Origin of the sequence: Serratia oryzae, from assembly GCF_001976145.1 — a bacterium.
GTDB lineage: Bacteria > Pseudomonadota > Gammaproteobacteria > Enterobacterales > Enterobacteriaceae > Chania > Chania oryzae.
This window is the reverse complement of the sequence record NZ_MOXD01000004.1, coordinates 218,322-244,195: the sequence shown is the minus strand read 5'-3', so window position 1 is coordinate 244,195 and position 25,874 is coordinate 218,322. Positions and strand designations below refer to the sequence as shown.

The following is a 25,874-nucleotide window of genomic DNA, read 5'->3' as shown; positions in this document are numbered from 1 at the left end:
AACGTGTATGCATGCAGAGCAGTCAGTTACAGACAATCGGTGGCTATTTGGCGTTTCCGCTGCCCGGTGTGCCTGGTGTGGGATTGGTCCCCCGGGCTGTCGGTTCGGCCACATATCCCCGAGCTAATAATAATCCGCCTGGACAGATGAATGGTAGTATTGGCCTTCCGCAAACGTCGGGTACCGGGACATTTGGAGATATTACGTCATCGCCTGGTTATGGGTGGTGCCTACCGCCTTCGATGACGGAGCAAGACCCATTTTACTTAGGAGCCGGCAGCCGCATCGCTACCCTATCAGGGACCTGGGTGATGGTAGCTGATGGTACTCAGCAAAGCGGTCAGTCGCAGATACCGCCAATGTATTTTGCCAGTTTTTCCGCTATTTCTATCGGCGATCGGTCAGTCGTTATACTCCCCTCGAATATAACCCTGCGTGTTAGCACGCTGGAATGTACCATTAATACGCCATTGACGATTAACTTTGGTGGAGTATTGCGTAATACACAGGTGAATGCGGAACTCGCCAGCAGGTCCGTTCCGTTCATTGTCAACTGTGGCCAGAGTTCCAACTTTATAGATGCCAATATCAACGTCCAGTTGCGCGCTCTCACCGGCCTGTTTGGCGGAGCGCCTACCCGGCTGGCATTAAGCCAGGGAGGGGGTTATATCACCGGGGAGATTGACAACGGGGTAACGGGCAGTGGAGCTTGCACTGAGACCAACGGCCTACGCTTTGATAACACTCCCGTGAAAATAGGCAGTATCAACAGAGCACAAAGCAGCGTCACTACCAGCAATCAGTTAACGTGGCGGTTGTGTTCTGGGGGGAGCAGCCTGCCTAGCGGTGCGGTCACAGCCTCAACGGAAATGCTGGTGACGTTTAACTGAGTGGTTCCAGCAGTGAATACGGGCAGTGGGCGTAGCCGATACGGCCCAGGCATTGCCTGCCCGTTGTCCGTTGTTTTTTTGCTCAAGATAATCGCTGTTCATAGCAGCCATCTTCTGTTTACCTCTGAGGCTGGCCTTTTTACTTCTCTCTGAGCGCAGCATGTTGAGTGCTATATGACGTACTGTCGCCAAATTTACCCCCCTGATTGTCACGATAAATCGAGCTGTTATCTTCCTTCATCGTGACATCCAACACCCAATGCTGTTGATTTTCAATACACTAATGACTCCTTGCCGCAGTGGTAAATTGTGCCTTGCCAAGCTCTGCTGAACTGATGTAGTAACGGTATTCCAATGACGCTTTACCCTGTGGATCGTAGCGGTAACCTATCGCCACGCCCAGCGTGGTCAATTCCCATTCTTTATCTGCTTAAATCCGAACCGTTACTGGCAATCACCCTCTTATACCCATAAAACGATTTTTTCCCGGGTTCGGGCTAACGAGCCATTGCCTTGGTCATCGCGATCGACATAGACAAAACCATAGCGTTTGCTCATTTCCCCGGTAGAGGCAGAGACCAGATCAATACAGCCCCAATAGTACAACCCATCACCGGAGTAGCGTCTTTGATCGCCTCCGCCATCGCTTTAATATGTTCGCGCAAATAGCTGATGCGGTAGTCGTCGTCGATTTCACCTTGTGGATTGATTTCGTCTTTCGCCCTCAGGCTGTTTTCTACCAGGAACAGCGGTTTCTGGTAACGGTCATACAACCGCAACCACGGCGCTGGAGCAATTAGGATAAAAATAAATTAATTGACTAATATTAAGAGATAAAACAACAAAAAAAATTGAAGCGTGACGAATATAGCCCAGTCATGACGCTGAATAAAGTGCAGTAAACCGTATTAGCTCAATACTTACAAAATCCAGTTCGAACTTGCCGCATGGTTTTATATACTGTTTTTTTTATAAAAAAGACACTTTCATCTACCAATATGTGAGGGCTTGGTAAGCTCGTAAATTGGAGTTATATGCTTTTATTTTTATCTTTATTGGTTTTTTTAACTGTTTTTATTTTCTTGTTAAATATTTAATTCTGCTTTAAAGGCATGTGTAGCCTTAATCGTTTTTGAATTGTTTAAGTTATGTTTAATTATATACTGCACTCCAGCAAGTAGTTATCTCCTTCATTCATTTTTCCCCTAACAGGGAGTAGTGAAAATAAAGAGCTAACTAATGCTAAAAATAAATATTAATTCCTTGGTGACAGTGATAATAACCATTAGGAGACTATGTGTGTTATTCGCACTTGGACTTGTATTATTAAAATCAAGGAAAATGTTACGGACAACGAGCACTGTAAACATCGATTTATAGGCTTGATTTAACCCCCCCCCTAATAAGGAAATACTAGGAATGAACTTCAATAAAGTAATGCTGGCTTCTGTAATTGCGCTGTCTTCAGTATCTTTTGCTCAGGCTGCACCAGGTAATCAGGGTAGCGGTACCGTAAAATTCTTCGGTGAAATCATCGATGCACCATGCAGTATTGAACCACAATCTGTTGATCAGTCTTATGACATGGGGCAGGTAAATACCCGTGTTCTGGCGAGCGAAGGCGTGGGTGCTTCTCAAGACTTCACTATCGAATTGAAAGATTGTGATGTTGCTACCCTGAAAACAGTGAAAATTGCTTTCACTGGTCAGACTGACATCAACAATACCGACCTGCTGGGTCTGGCAGGCACTGCATCAGGTGCGGGTATTCAGTTGGTTGATAGCAACAACGTTAAAGTTAAGCTGGATGGTACTCCAAGTGCTTCAACCACACTGATGAACGGTGACAACGCTTTGAACTTTGCTGCATACCTGAAAGGTAGCAAAACTGGTGTTGCAGTGGTTCCTGGTGACTTTACTGCTGTAACTAACTTTACTCTGGCTTACCAGTAAGTTAATTAACAATCGGAGGGATTTATTAATCACCGCCTCCGATTGCTTTAAGCCAATGAATAACTCACCTGGGTCTTGGATGTTTTAAAAAATTATCAAAGCATACTTAGGTGAGTTATGTCACTCAGTCATTTAGTGTAAATTCTTTATAATTATACCAATCAATATCCTATATCACACATTCAGGTCAATAAACTGGCCTGCGGTTAGGCGCGGAACTGCCTTCAGTGAGAATTTTATGACGTCATTAATGACACGGAAGAAAACAAGTACAATCGTCATTTTGTCTTTGCTTTATGGCACCCCTGTTTCTGCCGAGATTCAATTCAATGCTGGTGCTCTGGATATAGGCGACATTACCAAGGTAGATTTATCACGTTTTAGCAACGCCGGTTACATCATGCCCGGCACTTATTTACTTGATATCAAATTTAACAAGAGAATGCTGCCTCAACGCAGTATCGAATACTTACGCGTTGCCGATAAAGAAGAGAGTACCCTGTGTTTGCCACCCGATTTGATCCCACAAATGGCCTTAAAAGAAGAAATAGCGAAAAAGGTCGTTTTATGGCAGGACAATAAGTGCGCGGACATTAGCGCCATTCCTGGCGCAGAAATATCTGCTCACATTGGAAACGGTGTTCTGATGATCACTATCCCACAATCCTCGTTGAAATATAACGACCCGAACTGGACACCACCAGAGCAGTGGGACAAAGGGATTCCAGGATTATTACTGGACTACAGCATCAGTGGCCAGATCAATAAAGCGAGTAACTCCCAGGATACTACCCGCAGGATCAGCGCAGTTGGTACCACAGGTGCTAACGTAAACTCATGGCGTTTACGTGCTGATTTTCAGAGTACTATGAATCAGCGGGAAGACGAGCGCGACAGTAATTTTGCCTGGAGTAATATCTACGCTTACCTGCCATTACCGATGCATGCGGCAAAACTCAAAGTTGGGGAACAATTCCTCGATTCAAATATATTCGACAGCTTCCGTTTCGCGGGTGCCAACCTTGCCAGTGACGAGCGTATGTTGCCACCAGACTTGCAGGGTTATGCCCCACAGGTCCGCGGTATCGCCAGAAGTAATGCCAAGGTGAGCGTATCGCAGGGCGGTATAGTTCTGTTTGAGACCACGGTACCCGCAGGGCCGTTTTCTATAGATAACCTCAGCAGCGGTGTTCGTGGTCAGTTGGATGTCAAGGTTGAAGAACAGGATGGCAGCATCTCTACTTTCCAGGTAGATACGGCGACAATCCCGTATCTGACCCGCCCTGGTTATATTCGTTACAATATCGCAACGGGCAGACCTTCTGTTGTTGGTCGTAAGTTAGAGGGGCCGTTCTTCACCACCTCTGATTTTTCCTGGGGGATCGCGAATTCCTGGTCATTATACGGCGGGGCACTGATTGGCGGTGATTATAATGCCTGGTCTGTAGGGCTTGGTCGCGATCTCAGCATTCTTGGGGCTTTATCTGTCGATATGACGCAGTCTTACGCCAGGCTGCCTGACGAAACCAATTCGGGTATGTCTTTCCGGGTGAACTACGCCAAACGCTTCGAAGAGTATGACAGCCAGATCACCTTCGCAGGTTACCGGTTCTCTCAGCGTAAGTTTATGACGATGAACCAGTTTTTGCAGAAAACTGAGAGTGATAACAATAACGAATTGGAGCTATATATTGGGCGTGAAAAAGAGCAGTACACCATCGCGGCCAGTAAAACCTTTATGGCGCAAGATAAAGGCAAGGCGATTACCGTCTATCTGAACTACTCGCACCAAACGTATTGGGATAGCCGCTCGCAGGATCGTTACGGTTTTTCTGCCAGTAAAATTTTCGATATCGGTCAGATGCGCGACGTCACCGTCTCTGTCTCGGCGTTCCGTACCGAGCTCAACGGGCTAAGTGACGATAGCATCTCGCTGAACTTTACGATGCCTATTGGTGACCGCCGCCGCCTAGGCTACACATTACAGACAAATAATAACGATATCACCAATGTAGCCTCCTATAACGATTATACCGACCCGAGTAATACTTGGCAGGTGAGCAGCGGCGTTAACCAGAATAGCAAGGCTCTCTTACGTGGTTTCTATTCACGCAACGACTCCTTTGGTGATCTCAACGCCAGCGCCTCTTATCAACAGGACAGCTTCTCCTCGATAGGTGGAACGTTCCGTAGTGGTATTACCGCAACCCAACACGGTGTGGCGGCGCACAGCAACAACGGCGATGGCAGCACACGTTTCATGATCGATACCGACGGTGTGTCTGGAGTACATATAAACAATGGCCGCACCAAATCCAACCTATTTGGCATCGCGGTGATTTCTGACGTCGTCAGCTACTCCAATACCGATACACGTATCGATGTTAACAAGCTGGCAGATGACGTGGAAGTCATCACCCCGGTGGTACAGGGTACGTTGACTGAGGGCGCTATCGGTTATCGCCACTTTGAGGTAGCAAAAGGCAGTAAGTTGATGGCGATCATCAAACTGGCCGATGGCAGCACGCCACCGTTTGGAGCCAGCGTATTGAATGGCAAAGGTCGTGAAATGGCGATGGTGGGCGATGAAGGGTTGACGTACCTGACCGGTGTAGAGGCAGAAGAGCCTCTAGACGTTGCCTGGGATGGTAAACATCAGTGCAAGGTGGTTGTTCCAAAGGCAGCCAAGTCACTTGAGCAGATACTGTTGCCCTGCAAGCTTTAATTTATCAGACAAACTGCCGATAGGCGGTTTGTCGCAAACAATAGCCATGGGCTGTGAATTCTCGTGACGTGTTAAATCTGATCACGACGAGAAAGCCTATCAGCCGTTTTTAGTGAGAGTTGAGAAACATGAATAAATATACGTTAGTCAAAATGGCGGTGGCGGGGCTGACCTTGCTCAGCGCCACCCCAACGGTGAATGCAGCGATAGCGCTGGATCGTACCCGGGCAATTTATGTCAGCGATGCAGGCTCCATCAGCCTGAACATTGAAAATCAGAATAAAAGATTACCTTATCTGGCCCAGTCCTGGATTGAGGACGATAAGCACCAGAAAATAACCGGGCCGCTGGTTGCTTTGCCCCCATTGCAGCGGGTAGAGCCGGGTGAACGCAGCGTGGTACGTATCACTAAAACCCCTGCAGCCGACTCTCTGCCACAGGATCGGGAGTCGTTGTTCTATTTCAATCTGCGTGAAATACCGCCGCAAAGCGAAAAGTCCAACGTGATCCAACTTGCGCTGCAAAGCCAGATTAAGCTGTTCTATCGTCCGAAAGCGATTGTATTAACCAAGGGCGAGAACTGGCAGGAAAAGCTGGTATTCAACAAAACCGCCACGGGGTTTACCGTTGAAAACCCAACGCCGTTTTACGTGACGCTGACCTCGATTGCACCTAAAACGCTAAAAGAGGGGGGGGTTATGCTCAAGGGCTTCGAACCTTTCATGCTGGCCCCCAAGTCAAGCCAAACGCTGGCACTGAGTGCGGCTAATCTGAACAGTTTTTATGTGACCTATATTAATGATTACGGCGGTCATACAGAGTTGAACTTCGTTTGTAAAGGTAGCGTCTGTCATTCGGCGCCAGACAAAAAGAAGTAATGAATATATACCCAAAATAATTCGAGTGGTTTGTAGGCGGCCAGCACCAGGGCAACTTGAAGTATGGCGGGCATAGCGTAAAAATAAATATCTGCAGCTTTGGGTCAATTGGCTGACAGGTCTGTTTTTACCTTTATCGTTGCTGGGGAGTAGCAATACGCGCATAAGCTGAAGGATCAGCACATCTTTCCCTATGCGATCTGGCCGTGGGCAGCCCAAGCCAGATAGCCCTCCTGGCAATATCCTCATGGTGGTTCAGTTTGCAGTTCGGAACCAGCAAAAGACGAATCAGATGAAATCGTTTGGAGACGTCACTGATGTCCAGATCGCTTATTTATAAATTTATTCTCTTGCTCCTGATGAGTATCGGGGCGTCTTTCAGCGCCCAGGCACTGGAGTGCCACTTGAATACTTGGTCGGGTAAAACAAGAGACTTTCAGCCTATTGGCCAACTGAAAATCCCAACTACTACCGCCATAGGGACTCGGTTATGGACATCGCCCCCCATGCAAATCATGGCATTTTGCTGGGCAGACCCCGCGATGCCTAACGGCGAGTTCGTTTACTTTTATCCGAACGCATTCCTGGACGAAGACCCGTTTCCGCCAGGTATCAGCGTTGGTCTGATCTATGATGGTAAAGACTTGGGCATCATACGAAATAGAGAGAAGACCGACAACTATGTTTACCTTTACCCAGACAATCCGAAAAATCGCGCGTATCCTGTTAATTTTCAGGTCTATCTGCAAAAAACCGGAGATATCGCCGTAGGCCCCATCACTATCGATCAGCTTTCAGCTTTTCAGTTGGATGGGGAACAGGGTATTAATACTACTGCGATAGATCAAAACTATCGGTACATTTTAACTGGGTTGAATAACATCGAGATTATTCCCTGTTCTGCGTCGATTCAAATCGATCCCCCCTCTGGTGTGGCTTTTGGCGAGATTCGTGGGTGGTCTGCTAACGATGGTAAGGTAGCTGAAAAGGAATTTAATATCGTTGCCACTAAAAACGACAGTTGTGATTTAAGTTTTCAACTTAACGCAAGCTATGAGTTGAAAGCAAATGGCCAAGCCAAGCTGGTGGATGCAACTGGCATCGATATAGGCAACGGCGCAACCCTGCGTCTTAGAGATAATACCTATCCTAAAGATATAAGATTCAACCAGATAGAATTCTTTGCCGATATGAGTGGTAAGCGTACGCTCAATAAGAGTTATACGGCCTCTTTGTGGGCTAACGGTGACCCTGTGGAAGGGCCATTTAGCACAACCCTGATCCTACGTGTTAACTATCTTTGAGGGGCAAGATAATGACAAGGATGACAAAATTACTGCTGCTGGCTGCCTTCAGCACCATAACCATGGGGGTTGGCATGCCTGTTACCGCCAATTCTACGGTCACCATTCCTGACCCGGAAATTACGTTTCATGGCACTGTTCTTGCTCGGGCCTGTGATATCGCTCCCGAATCGCTCGCTCAATCTGTAGATATGGGTACGGTGGTGATTAAATCGCTGTATCGTTACGAGCATGATGTTGCTAAGCTATTTCATATTAATTTAACCAATTGCAAAACAGACGTCTATAAAACGGCGACGGTGACGTTTACTGGTACTGAAGACCGTGAGTTAACAGGCTGTTTAGCGGTTAATAATGGTGCGAATGGTGTTGGTATTTGCATAATGCACGAAGGCCCCGGTGCTCATATCGATTTAGGTAAGCCTAGCAGAGCATCAATCCTGAGTAATGGTACCAATACGCTGAAGTTTCTTGCCCTCATGGTAGCGCATCCGTCGGCATTAAAAAACCGCAGCATCACCGAAGGCGAATTTAGCTCAATTGCCAACTTTGTTATCAGTTACCAATAGCTGTACTTATCTATACCCATCATACTTCAAGTTGTTTGGGTGGCTCGCTTCTATCGACCTCGTCACCTAGTGGTCTATGCTCCTGGTATCTCGAGTGCTGTTCAAAAACGCATTATTTTTTGAACAGCACTCGAATGATTTTAGGATTGCGACATCTGTAACCATTCACCGCCATAGTAACAAGCAATAGAGAGCTGTTTCCGATATTCCTTCCACCTGTGCACTGCCGCGACGGCCATGCTACACGGGCAACCATTCTGCAACTTGAGTATGACGGGTATAAATGCATCCCGTCACTACCCCCCCTTTTGAATCAGCGCTAAAGCAAAGCGCAACATTGCGAGCACCAAACGGCCCCACTGAAAAGGGTATTTTGATTGCTGTCAATCCCCCCTAAAAATCATCACGCATCTTTCATTGAAACAATGATATTATATTTCAGAAAAAAAAGAATAATATATTGATGCTTTTTTTATTTTTATTGGGCCTTTTTTTGTTACCAAAAGTGATAAATGTCACATTTTTGATATTTATTTTAATTTAATCAAAAAAAATCAATCAAAAAAAGAATTTTAATCCACAAAAGTTAAATTTTTAAGAATATTGCATTGATTGGTTGATGTCCACCCTCTATTTGAATACTATTTGCCATAGACAAAATGAGCTGTCTCTCCATTGGGAAATAGATCGTCTTAACCTCTTATTCTAGGTTGCAGCGTATACCCACAATAATTCAAGCTGCTCGCAAGGCGAGCTCAATTTATTGAGGTTTATAATCGACAGGAGCTTACTTAAGTAAGTTCCTGTCGATTGGTTAGGCTGCCGCTTATAAACAACTCGAATTATATTGGGTATATTCTTCCAGTCGTCGCTTTGTTAACTCGATGACTTGTTTAATATATAGCATCACATTTAATTTTTTAATGGTTTTAATGATATAAATTAATATTTATGCCGTGCGTTTTCCCCAGCGAGATTGAGCCACATCAGCAATGACGATGAGGATAGCCACTCGGTAAATTGCTGAGCCGAATCAGAGGTAGAAGTTAACCCTTACCCGCTATGGATTAAGAATAAGTGATGTAATTTTCTGACTATTTAATTAGCCAAAATAATTCGAGCTTCTTGTAGGAGGCAACTGAACGCAGACCCAGTCACCTACACTTAAGTAGGTGACTGGGGTAACCAAGGGAAGCCAACACCCAAGTAATTTGAAGTATGACGGATTCTCAGTATCTGCATATAAACAAAGGGCCTTGAGGGGCAGTTATTAATGTCAAATGGTTGTTAATATCTTCCATTCTGAAAAAAGTAGAGCTGCCAGGCAGCAGGTAAGAAATATATTGTGATGCCAAAGCGTCAGGAAGGTTGTCTTGTCCTGCTTTACTCACATTTGTGATTTCAGAGCTATAGTTATGGTTGTTGTCTACGGCTCGATAGCTGAAGTTCACCGTTCTGGCAATAACGTATTGTTCATCATTTAGTGCCGCTACACCACGAATATTAATATATCCTTTATCATTTAATGTGTAACGAATGCGTTGAGTTATCCTGTAGTTAAATTCATGCTCATTTTCTTTCAGAGAGTAATTAATAGTGGCTATACATAACTTATTGTCGAGTTGATTTTTAGACGGCATAAGCACATATAATGCCAGAAGCAGTAACGAAACAATTAAGATGCAGGCAAAGTAAAGGTTTTGCTTATTTTTCATAGTATCACCGACTTACTCTGGTTGTGAGACATTCATCACTGGAAGCACCAGCCTGTACACATTTTGTCAAGATGCTATAACTACCTTTCTGTTTATTGATGCCATTTTCATTAATGTAAAAATAAAAAGTGGTATTTGCCGCACAAGTAAGGTTATAGGTGCTCGCATGGTAGTTAGCTATTTTTATTGCTTCTTTTTTCCACGCTTCGTTTTTATTATCTGAAAAGGTAAGTACAGGGCATTCACCTATCATACCTAAAGGGAAAACGTTTATCTTTGGCAATGAGTAAGTATCTGCTCGTAGCCATAAGCCTACTGTAACAGCGAGAGACATAATAGCCACATAAAGGATAGAGTATTTTAATAAGCTATTGAGTTTAAATTTTTTGGTTGTCGGCCATTCTGTTTCTATGGGTATAGATTTTTCAACTGATATGGGTGTTTGCTCATCTTCTGACACGTGAGTTGTCTGTAAAGGGACGTCAATTTTAGTGATCACAATATCGGGGGATAACATATACCCTTGTTTGGAAACTGTGATAATTGCTTTTTCATTCAGATGTTTATAGAAGATTTTTCGCAATGTGCTTAGATACTGATTTAGTGTATGTGACGAACCCAACCTACCATAGTCATCCCATACTTTGACCAGGAACTCGTCCTTAGTTATCAGTTGCCCTTGCTTGTCGATTAGCAATTGTAGAATGCGGCTTAATACTGGTGTCAACGTTACAATATCTTCCGTCGTATCCTCCAGAAAATGGAGGGTGCCGTCGTCGGAGTTGTAGAGCATTTTTTGTTCAATAAGATAGTCCATTAGGAACCCTTCATAAAGCATGACAAAAGATTTCTAAGCCTTGATTTGACTATAAACCATGACCAGTAAATATCAATTGATTGTTAAATTGTTTTTTTATGCTTTAATTTTAATAAAAATCAGTTTTTTATTTTATAAAATAACATAAAAAACGTATAAAGTTGCAATAAATCGTTAAGGAGGGGAGAATTAGTCACATAGCCTCAAGGGGCAAACAATCAAGGCACTATTTTTAGTTAAGTGTTATCTATCTGTATTTAACCTAAAAATAGAGGAAAAAATTTAGGAATATAAAAAGGAAGAGTTTGGGAGTAGTGGCAAAAAATTAATTTTTAGTGGCTTTAAAATATCAGTGAATATCAATTTTTAGTAAAAAATTCTATTTTTAGTAAAAAAATAGAATTATGCATTGAGGGTTTGATCTTTATTAGCCATGAGTTGTAAAAAAATTCACGACTACTTAGGATTAATCTCGGCTTTGAGAGGGGGAGGTAATCCATGATTCGTAACGGAAAATCAGATTTAAAACTGTGTGGTTATACTCTGGGTGGAGAGGTTTTATTTTATTTAGAGGATAGGGTTTTAATTAACTTTAGCAAAAATAACCTGAATAGAACCCAACTGAGGACCACGATGGCAAACCTATTGATATATTTATTAAATAACTCAAGAAAAGACTACATCGTAGATGATGAGATCATGTCTAACGTATGGGAGTTAAACAATCTACAAGCCTCTTCGCATCGCTTGTGGCAAGTGTCAAAGGATCTGAAATTAAAGTTACTTGAGGTGGGTTTAAGCACAGAGTTGTTTTATCGAACTGAGCGTAGAGGTTTTTCAGTCAACCGTGAATTAGTAACACCCATCTACTGTGATCATACCACTGTAGCATCAAGAATACAGTCAGATAGTAATACAGTAATGAGTTGAGCCACGCTTTATCTTACTGAAAGTAAAACCCACCTCACTCAGTAGTTTAAATACATTGCAGTGGTGATTTTTTTATAAAAACAGTTTTTAACTGTTGTTAAGCATAGGTTTATTAGTATGATTAAAAATAATAGTGTGTTTTTCATTGAGAAAGAGAGCGTTTTATTTGAAAAACAAAAGACAATGTCACTCAGAACAAACACAAGAGTAGTGCTTATTGATGGCTGCTCATTAGTAATGCAAGGAATTGAGAAACTTTTAAATACGCTCCCATTTTCGTTGAATATTGATAATCACTCACAAAACAACAATGAATTAAAACCTGTCTTCACAGGTAGAAAAATAGATGTTGTAATATCTGGGCTATTTGGCACCCAGAACGACATTCTCAATGGCCTGGATTTGCTAAATAAAGTTAAAGAACTACATCCAAATGTCAAGATTATTGTCATCACTCAAATAAAGAACACGAGAATATTAAATTTCTTGGCTAACATGGGCGTTGATGGACTTATTTCTTGTGATGAAAGCCTAGATGAGATGAAAGATATCCTGACACGTGTACTGCAACGTAAGGAAAAGCGCATATTCAGTAGTACGATCAAGTCACAGATACCCTGTTTAGAATACAATACAGCAATTAATGTTTCACGCCTGAGCTGTCATGAGATAAGGGTTGTAGGTGCCTTTCTGAAAGGAAGGAGTCTCCATGAAATTAGCACGTTTACTTCTCGAAGTTTGAAAACGGTGAGTCACTATAAGCGTAGTGCAATGCGTAAACTTGGAGTGCAAAGTGATGCAATGCTATTACAGTATATAGAAATTATTGTTGGGCAACGCGTAGGTTAGAGTTTACTCCGTAACTGTTTTTCAATTGAAGATAGGTAAACAAACTGGTCGTGACGCAGATTTATTGATAGTGATGAATAGTAAAATACTAACCGATGATCTTATCGCGCATTTCCTCTGACTTCGAAAAGCAAATTGTTCTGCGGGTCAGTCGTTTGATATTTGTGCGAAGATTAAGATTATGCCGTTCTATTCTTTGGGTATATTTCTTGCTCACCACGTGGCTGGTTGCGCTTAACAGGACCTTATAAACCGGCTAAATAGCTGTTCCAAATAGTAGATCACCAAGAGGGAACTCAGTCCGATTTAAGCGATCTGATCAATCGCTGAATATCCCAAACCACCAACCGGACTGAGTTATGCCGATCATAGCACCAATATCCGATGCCGAAAGGTCTCTGATGCAAAAAACCATTCATAAAACAGATGATAAGAACCATGCTCGAAGACTCACTGCTATGCTGATGCTTCACCGTGGTGACTCGCTCAGTGATGTTGCCAAAACGCTTTGCTGCGCGCGCTCATCGTTGGGACGCTGGGTTAATTGGTTCACGCTTTACGGTCTGGAAGGACTGCAATCTTTATCTCCAGGGCGTGGACGACGCTGGCCATTTGAGCATATCTGTGTGCTGTTACGTCAACTGACTAAGCATTCACCCAGCGATTTCGGTTATCAGCGTTCTCGTTGAAGCACTGAGCTGCTAACAATAAAAACCAATGAGATAACAGGCTGCAGCTTGCATGCTTCGACAGTACGTCGCTGGCTTCCCTCTGCGGGATTGGTCTGGCGAAGAGCGGCACCAACACTGCGTATTCGCGATCCACATAAAGAAGAAAAAATGGCCGTTATCGCCAAGGCTCTTGCCCAGTGTAGCGCTGAACATCCCGTATTTTACGAGGATGAAGTGGATATCAGCATGAGAAAAGCGTTAAGAACCAAAATTATCCAGGTCTGCGATGAAAAAATCAGCGTGAAGGGAGATAACGTCGGGCTCTCTTTCTACGCTTTTTTTGCCAACAAAAATGACGACCCTGAACTGCTGATGGAGGCCGCCAGTTGGTGGATCAAAGAAATGAAGCTGGATCATTTTGAAAAGGCGGTGAAAATAAAGGTACTGGTCGAATCGATGGGGGAATAACGTCAGGAAAGATAAGCCGCCCTACTCTGCGGCTTATCGCTTATTGAGCTATTACATCAGCCCCAGATCGCGCGCGGTGCGATCCACTGCACGTTTGGTTTTCTCCAGTAATTCATCGATCTCACTGTGCTTCGCCACCAGCGCTGGCGCCATAATCATCCGCCCCACGGTGGAGCGGATAATGACGCCCTCTTCAAAACCATAAGTTCGGCAACGCCAGGTAATATCGCTTTCGTTGCTAAAACGCTGGCGGCGGGCTTTATCTTCGGCAAACTGTAACGCGGCCACCATGCCGGTGCCTTGGATCTCGCCGATCAGCGGGTGATGGGTAAAGATCTCACGCAGCCCTTTTTGCAGGTATGGCCCGCTATCCTTTTTCACCTGGCTGACGATCCCTTCATCGCGCAACGCCTTAAGGTTCGCCAGCGCGACCGCGGCCGCAACCGGGTGGCCGGAGTAGGTCAACCCATGCGCAAACACCCCGCCTTTTTCCACCAAGGCTTCGGCAATGGTGCGGGAAAGCACCAGCCCACCCATCGGGATATATCCCGAGGTCAGCCCTTTGGCGATCGACAGCGTGTCGGGTTCGAAGCCGAAATGCTGATGGGCAAACCATTCTCCGGTGCGGCCAAAACCGCCAATCACTTCATCGGCACAAAGAAGCACATGATATTGACGGCAGATACGCTGAATCTCTGGCCAGTAGCTCTCTGGCGGGAAGATCATCCCGCCCGCGCCCTGGAAAGGCTCGGCGATAAACCCGGCGACATTTTCAGCCCCCAGTTCGAGAATTTTCTCCTCCAACTGTAAGGCACAGCGGCGGCCAAACTCCTCGGGGGTCATAGTGCCGCCATGGGCATACCAATAAGGCTCGTCAATATGAGCGATCTCCGGCAGCATGCCGCCCATTTCATGCATAAACTTCATCCCGCCCATCGCAGAGCTGGCCAGCGTAGAGCCGTGATAACCGTTCCAGCGGCCAATCATGACGCGCTTTTTCGGCTGCCCGACCACCTGCCAGTAACGGCGTACCGTGCGGATCAGCACTTCGTTGGCTTCAGAACCTGAATTGGTATAAATAGCGTGGCTGTAATGGCGCGGCAGCAGGCTGAACAGCATTTCTGACAACTCCACCACCGCTGGATGCGTAGTGTGGAAGAACATGTTGTAGTACGGCAGTTGCTGCATCTGCTGAGTCGCGGCAGCCACCAAATCCTCACGCCCATAACCGAGATTGGTGCACCACAGGCCCGACATGCCATCCAGGTAGCGATTGCCATCGTTGTCCCACAGGTAGAGCCCCTCACCTTTCACGATCACCCGCGGGCCTTCCGCATTCAGTACTTTTTGATCCAGAAACGCGTGGATATGATGGCTCGCATCCAGTTCCTGGTAGTCACGGGTTTCACGCTTGTGATGATTTTGCATATTCATTGGCGATTATCCTTTCACATAGTATGAGTATCGACGTTAGGCTGCGGCGTATGTGCCAGCGGCTCTGGCTTGAACAAGGGTTTACGCATCACAAATTTGATCCACACCAGCGCAATCAGTGAAACCAATCCCAGTACCACCCCCGCCACCTTATAAATCTGTATCGCTTGCTCGGTTGAAGGTGAAATATTCGCGATGGCATACAGCATGCCGACGATGCCGATCGCCTGCGGCAGCGGGTAAAAAGGGGTACGGAAAGGCCGGTGCTGATTGGGATAACGCCTGCGCAGCACCAGCACATTGATATGAGTGATGATGTAAGCCAGCAGCCAGGCCAGTGCGGCGGCGCTCAACAGCAGGTTGATCGAATCGTTTTCCATCAACAGCAGCGGCAGCCCGGTGATGCTGGCAACAAACAGTACCGAAACCCATGGGGAGCCCGTTTTGGCGCTATGGCGTTTAAAGCAGGGGAACGCCTGGCCGTTTTGCGCCATCCCGCTCAGCATGCGGGGAATGGTGGCCAGCGAGGAGTTAAGCGTGCTGCAGGTGGCGGTAACCACTGCGGTCACCAGGAATATCTGGCCCGTTTCACCAAATACCGCCGTGGCAAACAGGTAGTGTGGTAAACCGTTGGTGGCCAGTTCCTCGGGTGGGATCATCAACAGGGCGCCGAGGCAATAAATCATAATGGTGCCAAAAATCACGCTCAGGCCGACGATCATCGAACGCGGGATATCGCGTTCCGGGCGCTGAGCCTCTTCCACCAGCGGGCAGACAAACTCCGCCCCAACGAAACCCCAGATCGCCATAGCGACCAGCGTCAGCACACCCCAGCCGAGCGGATTCCCCGAGCTATTGGCAAACAGGCTGGTCAAGGGCTGCGCCTGTTCATGGCTGATGGCGCTCAGGCCTAACAGCAGCAATACCACCAGCATCACTACGGCCAACAGGGACTGCAGGCGGGCGAAAATATCGATGTTCATCAGGTTGAGTACGGTGAACAGGCCCAAGATGCCGAAGGCAACCGTCAGCGGTGGCAATGACGACGAAGGGAAAACTTTGCCGATGATCAGATCGAGCAACAGCAGTTCGGCAGAAAGCGCAAACATCGCCACCACGATATAGCCGGAGAACGTCGCCAGGATCGCCGGGAACTGGCCGATAGCCACCTCGGTATAGCTGCTCAGGCTGCCCGCGCGCGGGATCATCAGCGACAGCTCAGAAAACGAAAACGCATAGCTGAGCGCCAGCAGATAAGCCAGCCCCAGCGGGATGATAAAACCAAATCCTGCAATGCCGACGGCCTGCAGCATCAACACCATCACGCCTTGCGATACCACTAACCCGATCGCAACCGACAGTAATGCCCCCAGGCCCAGCGTTTTATGCCGGGCCCCTACGATATCACTGGCTTTGGGGAACGCATCCAATAATAGATTGGCTTTTTGAGTCATTGTCTCACCCTCGTAATGGTCAGGGAACCCATTGACACGCTAGCGCAGCTGAATCCAGGTCGTTTTCAATTGGGTGTATTTGTCGAAAGAGTGCAAAGAGAGGTCACGCCCAAAGCCAGACTGCTTGCCGCCGCCAAAGGGCACCGTCACATCCAGCGCATCGACCGTATTGATCGATACCGTTCCGGCGTTCAGGCGTTGTGCAACCCGGTGGGCACGATTGAGATCGTCACTCCACACCGAGGCGGCCAGGCCATAGATACTGCCGTTCGCCATCGCGATCGCCTCGTCTTCCGTATCAAACGGGGAAATCGCCAGCACCGGGCCAAAAACCTCTTCCTGGACCAGGCGCATATCAGCACTAACCTGAGTGAACAGCGTCGGTTGCACGAAGTTGCTGGAGCCGTTGCAGCTCAGGCGCTGGCCGCCATAAACCAGACGCGCGCCGTCCTGGCGGGCTTGTTCAATAAAGCCCATCACCCGTTGGGTATGGCGGGCATCCACCAATGCCCCGGCACGGCTGAGCGGATCGAGAGGATCGCCGGGCTGCCAGCAAGCCGCCTGAGCGATCAGGCGTTCGACAAACTCATCATGAATGGCGCGCTGCACCAGCAAGCGGGAGTTGGCCGAGCAGACTTCGCCCTGGTTATAGAAGATGGCAAAAGCGGCTTTTTGCGCCGCCAGGTCCAGATCCTGGCAATCAGCAAAGATCAGATTCGGGCTTTTACCACCGCATTCCAGCCACACCTGCTTGAGGTTGGATTGCGCCGAATACTGCATGAAAGCCTTACCCACCTGGGTTGAGCCGGTAAACACCAGGCAGTCGACATCCCTGTGCAGCCCCAGCACTTTACCGGCCCGCTCGCCCAATCCAGGCACCACATTCAGCACCCCGGCGGGCAGCCCCGCCTCCAGCGCCAGCTCCGCCAGGCGCAAGGCGGAAAACGGCGACTGTTCGGCAGGCTTCAGCACCACGCTGTTGCCTGCTGCCAGCGCCGGGGCCAGTTTCCAGGCCGCCATATCCAGCGGGAAATTCCACGGCACCACGGCGGCGATCACCCCCAATGGCACCCGGGTCACGCTCGCCAATACGTTCTGCGCCGTCGGCGCAACCTGGCCGTACAGTTTATCCAGGCTTTCGGCATACCAAGAGAACACCTGGGCAGCGCCGGGAACATCCACATTCCAGGCGTCCATCACCGGTTTGCCCATACTCAGTGAATCAAGCAAGGCAAGTTCTTCACGATGTGCCAGCATCAGTTCAGCCAAGTGCAGCAGGACCTTTTTACGCTCGGCGGGGGGCCGATGCGCCCATACGCCTTGCTCGAAACTGCGGCGCGCAGCACCTACCGCCAGATCGACATCCGATTCATCGCAAGCGGCAACTTTCGCCAGGATCTGGTTGTTGGCCGGGTTGATCACATCAAGCGTCATGCCCGATCGCGCTGCAATCTGTTGACCATCGATGATGGCGTTATTGATGAAGCGTTGATGCGCCGCTCGCTCTTGCCAGCCGCTGAGAGTAAACATACCTACGCCCTCATTATGTAATTAATGTGTTTATTAAATGTTAAATATAGAGTTTGATGCTATCGAGCTTCTGCTCTGGGGAAAAGCAGTAAAAATATGGTGAGTGGTGATAAAAAAACTTAGCAACAGGAATGGCGTTAGAAATAGCTGGGAAAGGTATGGCAGATAAATATATCGCGCAATCAGGCCGCCAGGATCGCTCCGCATTCTTTGAGCTACCTCACTGTTAAGTGACAGCGGTTACTCTATGCTGCAAAGCTTATTTTTACATTTAATTAACATTTAATTAAATTATCAGGCTTGATTTTTGAACATTGATCGCTAAATTCACCTGGGAGATGGTTAACCGTCAGTTACGTTTATCCCGATACGAAATCAAGGAGTCAACGATGGCTAACTACACTTTACGCCAGCTTAAATACTTCGTTACCGCCGCCAAATGCCGGAGCGTGGCAGAAGCGTCACGTAAGCTGTATATCGCGCAACCCTCGATCTCCACCGCGATAAAAGGCCTGGAAGACAGCTTTGGCGTGCAACTTTTTATTCGTCACCATGCGCAAGGCGTTTCACTGACCCCTTCAGGCGAGCGCTTTTACAACAAAGCACAGAAACTATTAAGAATGGCTCATTTGTTTGAGCAAAACGCGTTAGCCGATAATGATATGGTTTCCGGGCAAATCACTATTGGCTGCTTTGAAACGGTCGCCCCATTAATTTTACCGAAACTGATTAGAGGTTTTAAAACGCTTTATCCCGGCGTAGAAACCATTATTCGCGATGGCGAACAGCATGAATTAGTGCAAAGCCTGACGGCGGGGAATCTTGATGTCGCGCTGTTATATCATCATGAACTGAACCATCATATCTCAACGGACATTCTGGCCAAGCCAAGAAAGCCTTATGTATTATTGCCAGCCGACCACCGCTTCGCGCAGCACGCCCAGGTGTCTTTAGCTGAGCTAGCCACTGAACCGATGATCCTGCTGGACGTTCTGCCAAGCCGTCACTACTTCGTCAATTTATTCACCCAGGCGGGGATAACCCCCAATATCGTCTTTAGCTCACCGTCTATAGAGATGGTGCGCGGCATGGTTGGCCAAGGGCTGGGTTTTGCCATTCTGGTCACGCGGCCTTATGGCCAATACAGTTATGACGGCCAGCCGCTGGTGACCATCGAACTCCAGGACGAGGTCGAAGGCTCTGGGCTGGTCGTGGCTTGGCTCACCCGCAACCAGCTCACCAAGCCAGCCCAGCTCTTCGTCGAGTTTTGCAAGACAGAACTGGCAGACATGCTGTGAACCTGTGGCTAAGCCAGCATCCAGGTGCGCAAATTCGCCAGCATTTTCATGCAGCGCTCGAGTTGCTCAACGCTCACGTATTCATCAGGTTTGTGGCCCTGATCCATGCTCCCCGGCCCGCAAATCAGCGTGGCCACGCCGGCTTCATCAAACAGGCCGCCTTCGGTGCCAAAGGCCACCGTGGTGAATTCATCACTGCTGCACCACTGCGCCAGCCAGCGGGCAAAATCGGATTGCGGATCGGTGAATAGCCCTGGGTACTGGCTGAGCGGCTGAAAGCGGATATCGCTGCTGGCCGCAACCCGCCGCATTGCGGGTAACAGCTCCTCTTCAGCATACTGCTCCAGTTCGCTGATGACGGCATCAACCGCGACGCCGGGCAAATGGCGAATCTCAAAATCGAACTGGCAATCCTGCGGCACAATGTTAAGCACCGTGCCGCCGTTAATGGTGCCCACCTGCAGCGTGCTGTAGGGCGGATCAAAACACCGGTTTTGCGTGGCCGTCAGTTGGGTGCCGAGCGAGGTTAATTTATTAATCAGTTTGGCTGCATACTCAATGGCATTCACCCCCTGCGGCGTATAGGCCGAGTGGCAAGCGTGACCATAAACCTGGCAGCGCATCGCCAGTTTGCCTTTATGGCCATAAACCGGCTTCATTGCCGTAGGTTCCCCCACGATGCACATTGCCGGTTTATCCTGCGAGGCCTTTAGATGGGCTACCAGGCTGCGAACCCCCAGGCAGCCGACCTCCTCATCATAAGAAAACGCCAGGTGCAGCGGCATACGCAGCGGCTGAGCAACAAACTCAGGCACAGAGACCAACACGCACGCCAGAAAGCCCTTCATGTCGGCGCTGCCACGGCCATAGTAACGGCCATGCTGATGCGTCAGCGCAAACGGCGGCACGCTCCATTGCTGCCCATCGGCCGGTACAACGTCGGTATGGCCAGACAGCATCACCCCACCATGGCCCACCGGGCCGGTACGGGCATAAAGATTGGCCTTTCTGGCGCTGGCGTCGAGGAATAGCTGCGTTTCTACCCCTAACCCCGTCAGATAATTTTGAATAAAATGAATCAGTTCAAGATTAGATTCGCGGCTGGTGGTATCAAAAGCCAGCAGCCGCGCCAGCATGTCGCGCACGGCATCACTCATCGCCCGGCACCCCGTAGCTTGGTGCCTCACGCGGATCTATCGCCCGCGTGAGATAGGCTTGCATCTGTGGTTTATACGCCTGCCACAGCGTCTCCAGTTCGCCAATCGGGTCGTTCTCTGCCCAATCGACCCGCAGATCAACGATTGGCCAGGAGTAGTTCCCCACCACCTTAAGCGCAGCAGAATGCACCGGCCCGGCCTCACCGCCCCCTTCTATTGCCGCCTGCAGCGCCGCCATCAGGCGATCGCTCAGTTGCCCCGCAGCGCACTCAAATGCGTGCACCATGGCATTAATCACCTCAATATCTGCCAGCATATTGCCCGCGGCAACGCAGTCTGCGCCCTGCGCCGTATGGTAGAGGCCTAGCGACTTTGCTCCACTGAACACCGCCGTTGCCCCAGAGCCGTCAATCGCGATGACCTGGCGATATTCGCTAAACACGTGATCGGCCAGCACGCCTTGTAACGCATGTTCGGGTTTTGCCCCCTGGGCCAGCTGTTCCAGCACCTGCGGGCCGAGCATCGGCAGCGTAATGTTCTGGCTGGAAACCGCGCCAACCCCCGCCAGCAGCCAAGGGCAGCGTGCCCCAACCGCAATACTGGAAGAGCTCAGCGCAATACCAAGCTGCCCGGTCTCGGCACAACGTGCAGCAATAGAAAAGGTCATAACGCCTCCTCCGCGACCCAACCTTCGGGGATCACGGCGATAATATCGATTTCCATCAACCACTGCGGCTGGGCCAATGCCGCCACCACAATCCCGGTCGAGATCGGAAATACGCCTTTCAGCCATTTACCTACTTCCTGATAGACAGGCTCACGATACCTTGGGTCAATAATATAGGTGGTGGTTTTGACAATATGTGACAGATCGCTGCCCGCTTCCGCCAGCAGTTGTTTCACGTTTTTCATCGCCTGCTCGGCTTGGGCGCGTGGATCGCCTAATCCCACCAGATTACCGGCAAAATCAGTTCCCACCTGGCCACGAACATAAACAGTATTTCCCGCCCGCACCGCCTGGCAGAGATCGTTATCCAAGGATTGATTCGGATAGGTTTCTTTCGTATTAAACATGCGAATGCGTGTATGGGTGATATGACTCATGTCTAGCTCCTATTAACCAAAAATATATCCTAAATAATTCGCGTGGCTGACAGAGGGTGCTGGGCGTTATCACGCTTTGCCAGCCAGTAATACAGCGGTGAGGTCACTACTAACCCCACCAGCCAGGAAAGATCGGCACCGTTAATATGAGCTGAAATAGGCCCTACGTATAATGGCGTATTCATAAACGGGATCTGTACCAGAATACCAATGGCATAAGCCCATAATGCCTGGGGATTGAAATAACCGTAGATGCCGCCATTCGCCTGGAAGATCGAGCTAATATCGTATTGACCTTTATGAATGGCATAAAAATCGATTAAATTGATGGCGGTCCAGGGGACCAATACCACCAATAGCGCCAACACCAAATCCACAAAATGGCCGATAAAATCTGCCGATGAGTAAATGGCGGCAACGCAGCAGCACACCAAAACCATAATGGATAACACCGCGCGGCTGTTAGCGGTAGGGATCCAACGCCAGGAAAAGGTCTGAACTAAGGTAATCAACGATATCACCGCGCCATACAGGTTCAGTGCATTGTGGCTAATCACGCTCAGCAGGAATAACACTAACATTAAAGAGCCAAGCGCACCGGTCGCCAGCTTCACCGCATCCATGGTGTCCATACCGATAGGCGTAGCCAGTACCGCGACCGCCCCAAAGATAAACGACAGGCTCGAACCCAATACCGAACCGAGATAGGTGGCCCAGAAGGTGGCCGACACGGAAACCTCTGCCGGTAGATAACGTGAATAATCAGAAACGTAAGGCGCAAAAGCAATTTGCCACAGCGCCGCCAGCGACACCGTGGCCAGCCAGCCGGAAATAGTAAAGCCGCCGCGCGTCAGAAAATCGGTGGTATGTATATGGGTAAAGATATAGCCAAACCCCAGCACAATGCCGATCCCCAGTACCCAGGTTCCAATCCGGTTAAGCACATGAATAAAGCGATAACCGATAATGCCAATCACGCAGGAACCTGCCGCACCCACGATAATCCCTACCGGCACCGATATGCTGTTCACCACGCCATGCAGGGACTTGCCCGCCAGAACAATATTGGAGGTAAAGAAACCGACATACATCACCCCGGCGATCGCCACCACCAGCAAAGAGCCTAACGAACCGAATTGAGCACGGCTCTGGATCATCTGGGGAATGCCCATTTGTGGCCCCTGGGCCGAGTGCAGGGCCATAAAGATCCCGCCGATAAAGTGCCCTACCAGAATGGCGATCGCTCCCCACAGCAGATTCAAATGAAATAACTGTATGCCCAGTGCCCCAGTCACAATAGGTAAAGGGGCAATATTGCCGCCGAACCAAAGCGTGAATAAATCCCGCACTTTCCCATGGCGCTCTTCCGGGGGAATATAACCTATCGTGTGTTTTTCAATCAGCGGTGGCGATGACTCAGCGATGGACATGGTGAACTCCAGGTTAAGAAAATTATTATTGTGATAGGACGGTAGCCGTTATTATCGGCCGCATTTTCTTATTGGAGTGATAATGGACATTGATGGAGTGATAGATAAAATATTAATTTTGTTATCTGAGAGAATAAAAAAGCTGCCTTATCAGGTTCCCGCTTGCATCATTAATTTATATTCAACCCTTAGTTTAATAATATTTTACCCATTCATCTCCATTCCATAGTCTTGCCCATCTATGCCCAAGCTATCCCCAAGTTACTTCAAGATACAGGTAGGCGGCAATCGAACGAAATCCCGATGAGCTTACATTAGTAAGTGATTCGGGTGAGTGAGAGCAGCCAACACCCCTGCATCTTGAAGGGCGACGGGGATATTTCTCATAACCGAATAACCAGGCTAAGGATGCAGATATGACATCAGACAAAATCAACATTGATACGCTAGTGGTAGGGGCCGGTCAGGCTGGGGTAGCGATGAGCGAACACCTGACCAAACTGGGTATTCCACATTTAGTGCTGGAAAAGAATCGGATAGCCGAAGCCTGGCGTACCGGGCGCTGGGACTCTCTGGTGGCGAACGGCCCAGCCTGGCACGATCGCTTCCCAGGGATGGCATTTACCGGTGTCGATCCCGATGGCTTCGTGCCGAAAGAGCAGATTGCCGATTATTTTGCTGCCTATGCGGATAAATTCAACGCCCCGATTCGCACTGGCGTAGAGGTGAAACGGGTACAGCGCAACCTTGGCCGCCCCGGTTTTAGCATTGAAACCAGCGAGGGCATCATCGAGGCAAACCATGTGGTGGCCGCCACCGGCCCGTTTCAGCGCCCGGTGATCCCGGCTATCGCCCCCCAGGATCCGAGGATCACTCAGCTTCACTCGGCGCATTACCGTAACCCGCAACAGTTGCCCACAGGAGCGGTGCTGGTTGTCGGTGCCGGCTCATCCGGGGTACAGATTGCCGACGAACTGAGGCGGGCCGGAAAGCAGGTCTACCTCTCCGTTGGCGCTCACGATCGCCCGCCCCGTTCTTATCGCAACCGCGACTTCTGCTGGTGGTTAGGCGTGCTGGGGTTGTGGGATGCGGCAGTGAGCCAACCGGGTAAAGAGCATGTGACGATTGCCGTCACGGGGGCTCACGGCGGCTATACGGTAGATTTCCGCGAACTGGCGCATGAAGGGGTGACGCTGGTTGGCCTGACTCGCTCTTTCCAGGATGGCAGCGTCACTTTCGCCGCCGACCTCAAAGAAAATATTGCCCGTGGCGATGAAAATTACCTGGAACTCTTGGATGCCGCAGATGCTTATATCGCCCGCAATGGGTTGGATCTGCCTGAAGAGCCGACGGCCCGCCACATTTTACCCGACCCGGAATGCATCACTGACCCGATTCTGCAGCTTAATTTATCCGCGGCGGGCATCACCTCGATTATCTGGGCCACGGGATACACGGTTGACTATGGCTGGCTCAAGGTAGACGCCTTTGATGATCGGGGCAAACCCCAGCACCAGCGCGGAGTTTCCAGCGAGCCCGGCGTCTATTTCTTAGGCCTGCCTTGGCTGTCGCGGCGCGGCTCAACCTTTATTTGGGGCGTCTGGCATGACGCTAAGTACATTGCCGACCATATCGCTACGCAACGCAGCTATTGGCAATATCGCGATGCCGGGCAGCGTTAAGCGTATTTGTGGGGGTATCCTCGTGGGCTATTCCTTATGCATATGTTGGACGAGTATTTATTTCGGTCGCTAAGCATGTTGTGTTCACTTGGCAATGTAGTGAACACGCCCGAGCAGGGGGTTCAAGAGGCCAGCCCCCTGCACCCCGGCCCTTGCCATATCAGGTGGTCGCTGTGCGCCCTACCTATCCCCGGCTCGAATAGCTGAATTTTTTTACCAACGTCAGTTCACCGGGATTACGCATTGGCACAATCACGGTTTCCTGCTTCTCATTCGGGGTGCCTTCCTCGGTCACAATAGTGAGCTGCGCCGTCGTCAGGATCTCTTCCCCTCTGCCGCCATAATAGTTGACATACACCAGATACTGGCCGCTTTCAGGTGCTGGTGAAGAGAAGATCTCAGGGCCATAACCGGTAGTCACGTCCACATCCAATGCCCCGCCATTCGCTAACTGCCTGCCACCATACCAGGCATGCCCACCGTCAGGAGTCACCACATGCAGATCGAGATCGGTATTATCCGTATCCCATGAGAGCACCAGACGTAAACGAGCCGGGATCGCCCCGTTGCCTCTTTGCGCATAAAACTGGGTACGGTGTTTCGCAACACGATCGGGGCTACGGACTTCAACGCCGTTGCTGCCTTGCGGGAAGATATAAGGGCGGTTAAAACTGCCATCCTCCTGAACTTTCAGCGGCATACTGACACCGTTCACGATCAAGCGCCCCGGCTCCTGTTTAGCCTTGCTGTCTGGCTTGGGGAAGTCTTTAATCTTCCCCTTGATCAGCGCCTGTGCTGACTGGCTCGTCGGTGAATTCACCGATGATGCCGGATAATTTACCTGTTGGGAGAAATCGGCCCCTTCACCCGAAGTGTCATGCCACCCGGCAAGCGGGGTATCGATATCAACGCGCTGTTCGGCCAATGCCGAGGTGGCCACTACCATTAACAGTAACGAACCTATGCCACACAACCGACGAATAATCATAGTGTTATCCTAAATCCTTTAGTGATGC

General features: G+C 48.9%; 22 protein-coding genes and 3 pseudogenes. 12 read left to right on the top strand and 13 right to left on the bottom strand.

Annotated features, from left to right (window positions below):
* Positions 1 to 308 precede the first annotated feature (308 nt).
* On the top strand, positions 309 to 890 hold the full coding sequence (locus BMI79_RS09490; protein WP_244157324.1) for an adhesin: 582 nt from the start codon (positions 309 to 311) through the stop codon (positions 888 to 890).
* 280 nt (positions 891 to 1,170) lie between these two features.
* Here BMI79_RS09490 and BMI79_RS24385 read toward each other — a convergent pair whose 3' ends face one another.
* Together BMI79_RS24385 and BMI79_RS23075 are read right to left on the bottom strand one after the other, a co-directional pair.
* A complete protein-coding gene (locus BMI79_RS24385; protein WP_279626661.1) occupies positions 1,171 to 1,302 on the bottom strand; it encodes a hypothetical protein in 132 nt (43 codons plus the stop codon).
* Positions 1,303 to 1,312: 10 nt separating this feature from the next.
* Positions 1,313 to 1,663 (bottom strand): annotated as a pseudogene (locus tag BMI79_RS23075) (family 1 glycosylhydrolase); the annotation flags it as partial.
* 646 nt (positions 1,664 to 2,309) lie between these two features.
* On the opposite strand from BMI79_RS23075, the gene BMI79_RS09475 reads away from it, so the two are divergent.
* From BMI79_RS09475 to BMI79_RS09455, 5 genes are all read left to right on the top strand, one after another.
* Positions 2,310 to 2,843, top strand: a complete 534-nt coding sequence (locus tag BMI79_RS09475) for a fimbrial protein (protein WP_076941893.1) — start codon at positions 2,310 to 2,312, stop codon at positions 2,841 to 2,843.
* 238 nt (positions 2,844 to 3,081) lie between these two features.
* Complete coding sequence (locus BMI79_RS09470; protein WP_076941892.1) at positions 3,082 to 5,568, top strand: fimbria/pilus outer membrane usher protein; 2,487 nt, start codon at positions 3,082 to 3,084, stop codon at positions 5,566 to 5,568.
* A gap of 128 nt (positions 5,569 to 5,696) precedes the next feature.
* Positions 5,697 to 6,446: a fimbrial biogenesis chaperone gene (locus BMI79_RS09465; RefSeq protein ID WP_076941891.1), complete on the top strand. Its 750-nt coding sequence runs from the start codon at positions 5,697 to 5,699 to the stop codon at positions 6,444 to 6,446.
* Positions 6,447 to 6,763: 317 nt separating this feature from the next.
* Positions 6,764 to 7,750 (top strand): hypothetical protein, encoded by a 987-nt coding sequence (locus tag BMI79_RS09460; RefSeq protein WP_076941890.1) that lies wholly within the window; start codon positions 6,764 to 6,766, stop codon positions 7,748 to 7,750.
* An 11-nt stretch (positions 7,751 to 7,761) separates the two neighbouring features.
* On the top strand, positions 7,762 to 8,319 hold the full coding sequence (locus BMI79_RS09455) for a fimbrial protein (RefSeq protein WP_095996115.1): 558 nt from the start codon (positions 7,762 to 7,764) through the stop codon (positions 8,317 to 8,319).
* A 1,229-nt stretch (positions 8,320 to 9,548) separates the two neighbouring features.
* Here BMI79_RS09455 and BMI79_RS09450 read toward each other — a convergent pair.
* Together BMI79_RS09450 and BMI79_RS09445 are read right to left on the bottom strand one after the other, a co-directional pair.
* Positions 9,549 to 10,034, bottom strand: coding sequence for a FidL-like protein (locus BMI79_RS09450; protein ID WP_076941888.1), 486 nt, complete (start codon positions 10,032 to 10,034; stop codon positions 9,549 to 9,551).
* Between the two features lie 4 nt (positions 10,035 to 10,038).
* Positions 10,039 to 10,851, bottom strand: coding sequence for a winged helix-turn-helix domain-containing protein (locus BMI79_RS09445; RefSeq protein WP_076941887.1), 813 nt, complete (start codon positions 10,849 to 10,851; stop codon positions 10,039 to 10,041).
* 498 nt (positions 10,852 to 11,349) lie between these two features.
* On the opposite strand from BMI79_RS09445, the gene BMI79_RS23515 reads away from it, so the two are divergent.
* Complete coding sequence (locus BMI79_RS23515) at positions 11,350 to 11,781, top strand: CadC family transcriptional regulator (protein WP_125828761.1); 432 nt, start codon at positions 11,350 to 11,352, stop codon at positions 11,779 to 11,781.
* Positions 11,782 to 11,898: 117 nt separating this feature from the next.
* Positions 11,899 to 12,630: a LuxR C-terminal-related transcriptional regulator gene (locus BMI79_RS09440; protein WP_076941886.1), complete on the top strand. Its 732-nt coding sequence runs from the start codon at positions 11,899 to 11,901 to the stop codon at positions 12,628 to 12,630.
* Between the two features lie 88 nt (positions 12,631 to 12,718).
* On the opposite strand, the pseudogene BMI79_RS09435 reads toward BMI79_RS09440, so the two are convergent.
* Positions 12,719 to 12,886, bottom strand: a pseudogene (locus tag BMI79_RS09435) (IS1 family transposase); the annotation flags it as partial.
* A gap of 103 nt (positions 12,887 to 12,989) precedes the next feature.
* Here BMI79_RS09435 and BMI79_RS23070 point away from each other — a divergent pair.
* Both BMI79_RS23070 and BMI79_RS24110 read left to right on the top strand, forming a co-directional pair.
* Positions 12,990 to 13,550 (top strand): annotated as a pseudogene (locus tag BMI79_RS23070) (helix-turn-helix domain-containing protein); the annotation flags it as partial.
* Positions 13,548 to 13,769, top strand: coding sequence for a DUF6500 family protein (locus BMI79_RS24110; RefSeq protein WP_208611201.1), 222 nt, complete (start codon positions 13,548 to 13,550; stop codon positions 13,767 to 13,769). The pseudogene BMI79_RS23070 and the gene BMI79_RS24110, both read left to right, overlap by 3 nt.
* A 51-nt stretch (positions 13,770 to 13,820) precedes the next feature.
* Here BMI79_RS24110 and BMI79_RS09420 read toward each other — a convergent pair whose 3' ends face one another.
* From BMI79_RS09420 to BMI79_RS09410, 3 genes are read right to left on the bottom strand one after another with little or no spacing between them, the layout of a single operon-like run.
* Positions 13,821 to 15,203, bottom strand: a complete 1,383-nt coding sequence (locus BMI79_RS09420; RefSeq protein ID WP_076941883.1) for an aspartate aminotransferase family protein — start codon at positions 15,201 to 15,203, stop codon at positions 13,821 to 13,823.
* A gap of 14 nt (positions 15,204 to 15,217) precedes the next feature.
* Positions 15,218 to 16,657, bottom strand: coding sequence for an APC family permease (locus BMI79_RS09415; RefSeq protein WP_076941882.1), 1,440 nt, complete (start codon positions 16,655 to 16,657; stop codon positions 15,218 to 15,220).
* A 39-nt stretch (positions 16,658 to 16,696) separates the two neighbouring features.
* On the bottom strand, positions 16,697 to 18,187 hold the full coding sequence (locus tag BMI79_RS09410) for an aldehyde dehydrogenase (RefSeq protein ID WP_076941881.1): 1,491 nt from the start codon (positions 18,185 to 18,187) through the stop codon (positions 16,697 to 16,699).
* 389 nt (positions 18,188 to 18,576) lie between these two features.
* Between BMI79_RS09410 and BMI79_RS09405 the strand changes: the two genes are divergently transcribed.
* Positions 18,577 to 19,485 (top strand): LysR family transcriptional regulator, encoded by a 909-nt coding sequence (locus BMI79_RS09405; RefSeq protein ID WP_076941880.1) that lies wholly within the window; start codon positions 18,577 to 18,579, stop codon positions 19,483 to 19,485.
* A gap of 8 nt (positions 19,486 to 19,493) precedes the next feature.
* Here BMI79_RS09405 and argE read toward each other — a convergent pair whose 3' ends face one another.
* The 4 genes from argE to BMI79_RS09385 are packed head-to-tail and all read right to left on the bottom strand — an operon-like array spanning position 19,494 to position 23,176.
* A complete protein-coding gene (argE, locus tag BMI79_RS09400) occupies positions 19,494 to 20,642 on the bottom strand; it encodes an acetylornithine deacetylase (protein ID WP_076941879.1) in 1,149 nt (382 codons plus the stop codon).
* Positions 20,635 to 21,309: a DUF1028 domain-containing protein gene (locus BMI79_RS09395; protein WP_076941878.1), complete on the bottom strand. Its 675-nt coding sequence runs from the start codon at positions 21,307 to 21,309 to the stop codon at positions 20,635 to 20,637. Before BMI79_RS09395 ends, argE begins: the two co-directional genes overlap by 8 nt.
* Complete coding sequence (locus BMI79_RS09390; protein WP_076941877.1) at positions 21,306 to 21,746, bottom strand: RidA family protein; 441 nt, start codon at positions 21,744 to 21,746, stop codon at positions 21,306 to 21,308. Before BMI79_RS09390 ends, BMI79_RS09395 begins: the two co-directional genes overlap by 4 nt.
* 29 nt (positions 21,747 to 21,775) lie before the next feature.
* Positions 21,776 to 23,176: a purine-cytosine permease family protein gene (locus tag BMI79_RS09385; RefSeq protein WP_076941876.1), complete on the bottom strand. Its 1,401-nt coding sequence runs from the start codon at positions 23,174 to 23,176 to the stop codon at positions 21,776 to 21,778.
* Between the two features lie 416 nt (positions 23,177 to 23,592).
* Here BMI79_RS09385 and BMI79_RS09380 point away from each other — a divergent pair, with 416 nt between their 5' ends.
* Positions 23,593 to 24,858, top strand: coding sequence for a flavin-containing monooxygenase (locus tag BMI79_RS09380; protein WP_076941875.1), 1,266 nt, complete (start codon positions 23,593 to 23,595; stop codon positions 24,856 to 24,858).
* A gap of 184 nt (positions 24,859 to 25,042) precedes the next feature.
* Here BMI79_RS09380 and BMI79_RS09375 read toward each other — a convergent pair whose 3' ends face one another.
* Positions 25,043 to 25,846 (bottom strand): YfaP family protein, encoded by an 804-nt coding sequence (locus BMI79_RS09375; RefSeq protein ID WP_083704400.1) that lies wholly within the window; start codon positions 25,844 to 25,846, stop codon positions 25,043 to 25,045.
* Positions 25,847 to 25,874: the final 28 nt, after the last annotated feature.

Bases quoted from the DNA above. Each gene is read 5' to 3' on its own strand.
- BMI79_RS09475 (WP_076941893.1), top strand. From the start codon at position 2,310: ATGAACTTCAATAAAGTAATGCTGGCTTCTGTAATTGCGCTGTCTTCA.
- BMI79_RS09470 (WP_076941892.1), top strand. From the start codon at position 3,082: ATGACGTCATTAATGACACGGAAGAAAACAAGTACAATCGTCATTTTG.
- BMI79_RS09465 (WP_076941891.1), top strand. From the start codon at position 5,697: ATGAATAAATATACGTTAGTCAAAATGGCGGTGGCGGGGCTGACCTTG.
- BMI79_RS09460 (WP_076941890.1), top strand. From the start codon at position 6,764: ATGTCCAGATCGCTTATTTATAAATTTATTCTCTTGCTCCTGATGAGT.
- BMI79_RS09455 (WP_095996115.1), top strand. From the start codon at position 7,762: ATGACAAGGATGACAAAATTACTGCTGCTGGCTGCCTTCAGCACCATA.
- BMI79_RS09450 (WP_076941888.1), bottom strand. From the start codon at position 10,034: ATGAAAAATAAGCAAAACCTTTACTTTGCCTGCATCTTAATTGTTTCG.
- BMI79_RS09445 (WP_076941887.1), bottom strand. From the start codon at position 10,851: ATGGACTATCTTATTGAACAAAAAATGCTCTACAACTCCGACGACGGC.
- BMI79_RS23515 (WP_125828761.1), top strand. From the start codon at position 11,350: ATGATTCGTAACGGAAAATCAGATTTAAAACTGTGTGGTTATACTCTG.
- BMI79_RS09440 (WP_076941886.1), top strand. From the start codon at position 11,899: ATGATTAAAAATAATAGTGTGTTTTTCATTGAGAAAGAGAGCGTTTTA.
- BMI79_RS24110 (WP_208611201.1), top strand. From the start codon at position 13,548: ATGAGAAAAGCGTTAAGAACCAAAATTATCCAGGTCTGCGATGAAAAA.
- BMI79_RS09420 (WP_076941883.1), bottom strand. From the start codon at position 15,203: ATGAATATGCAAAATCATCACAAGCGTGAAACCCGTGACTACCAGGAA.
- BMI79_RS09415 (WP_076941882.1), bottom strand. From the start codon at position 16,657: ATGACTCAAAAAGCCAATCTATTATTGGATGCGTTCCCCAAAGCCAGT.
- BMI79_RS09410 (WP_076941881.1), bottom strand. From the start codon at position 18,187: ATGTTTACTCTCAGCGGCTGGCAAGAGCGAGCGGCGCATCAACGCTTC.
- BMI79_RS09405 (WP_076941880.1), top strand. From the start codon at position 18,577: ATGGCTAACTACACTTTACGCCAGCTTAAATACTTCGTTACCGCCGCC.
- argE (WP_076941879.1), bottom strand. From the start codon at position 20,642: ATGAGTGATGCCGTGCGCGACATGCTGGCGCGGCTGCTGGCTTTTGAT.
- BMI79_RS09395 (WP_076941878.1), bottom strand. From the start codon at position 21,309: ATGACCTTTTCTATTGCTGCACGTTGTGCCGAGACCGGGCAGCTTGGT.
- BMI79_RS09390 (WP_076941877.1), bottom strand. From the start codon at position 21,746: ATGAGTCATATCACCCATACACGCATTCGCATGTTTAATACGAAAGAA.
- BMI79_RS09385 (WP_076941876.1), bottom strand. From the start codon at position 23,176: ATGTCCATCGCTGAGTCATCGCCACCGCTGATTGAAAAACACACGATA.
- BMI79_RS09380 (WP_076941875.1), top strand. From the start codon at position 23,593: ATGACATCAGACAAAATCAACATTGATACGCTAGTGGTAGGGGCCGGT.
- BMI79_RS09375 (WP_083704400.1), bottom strand. From the start codon at position 25,846: ATGATTATTCGTCGGTTGTGTGGCATAGGTTCGTTACTGTTAATGGTA.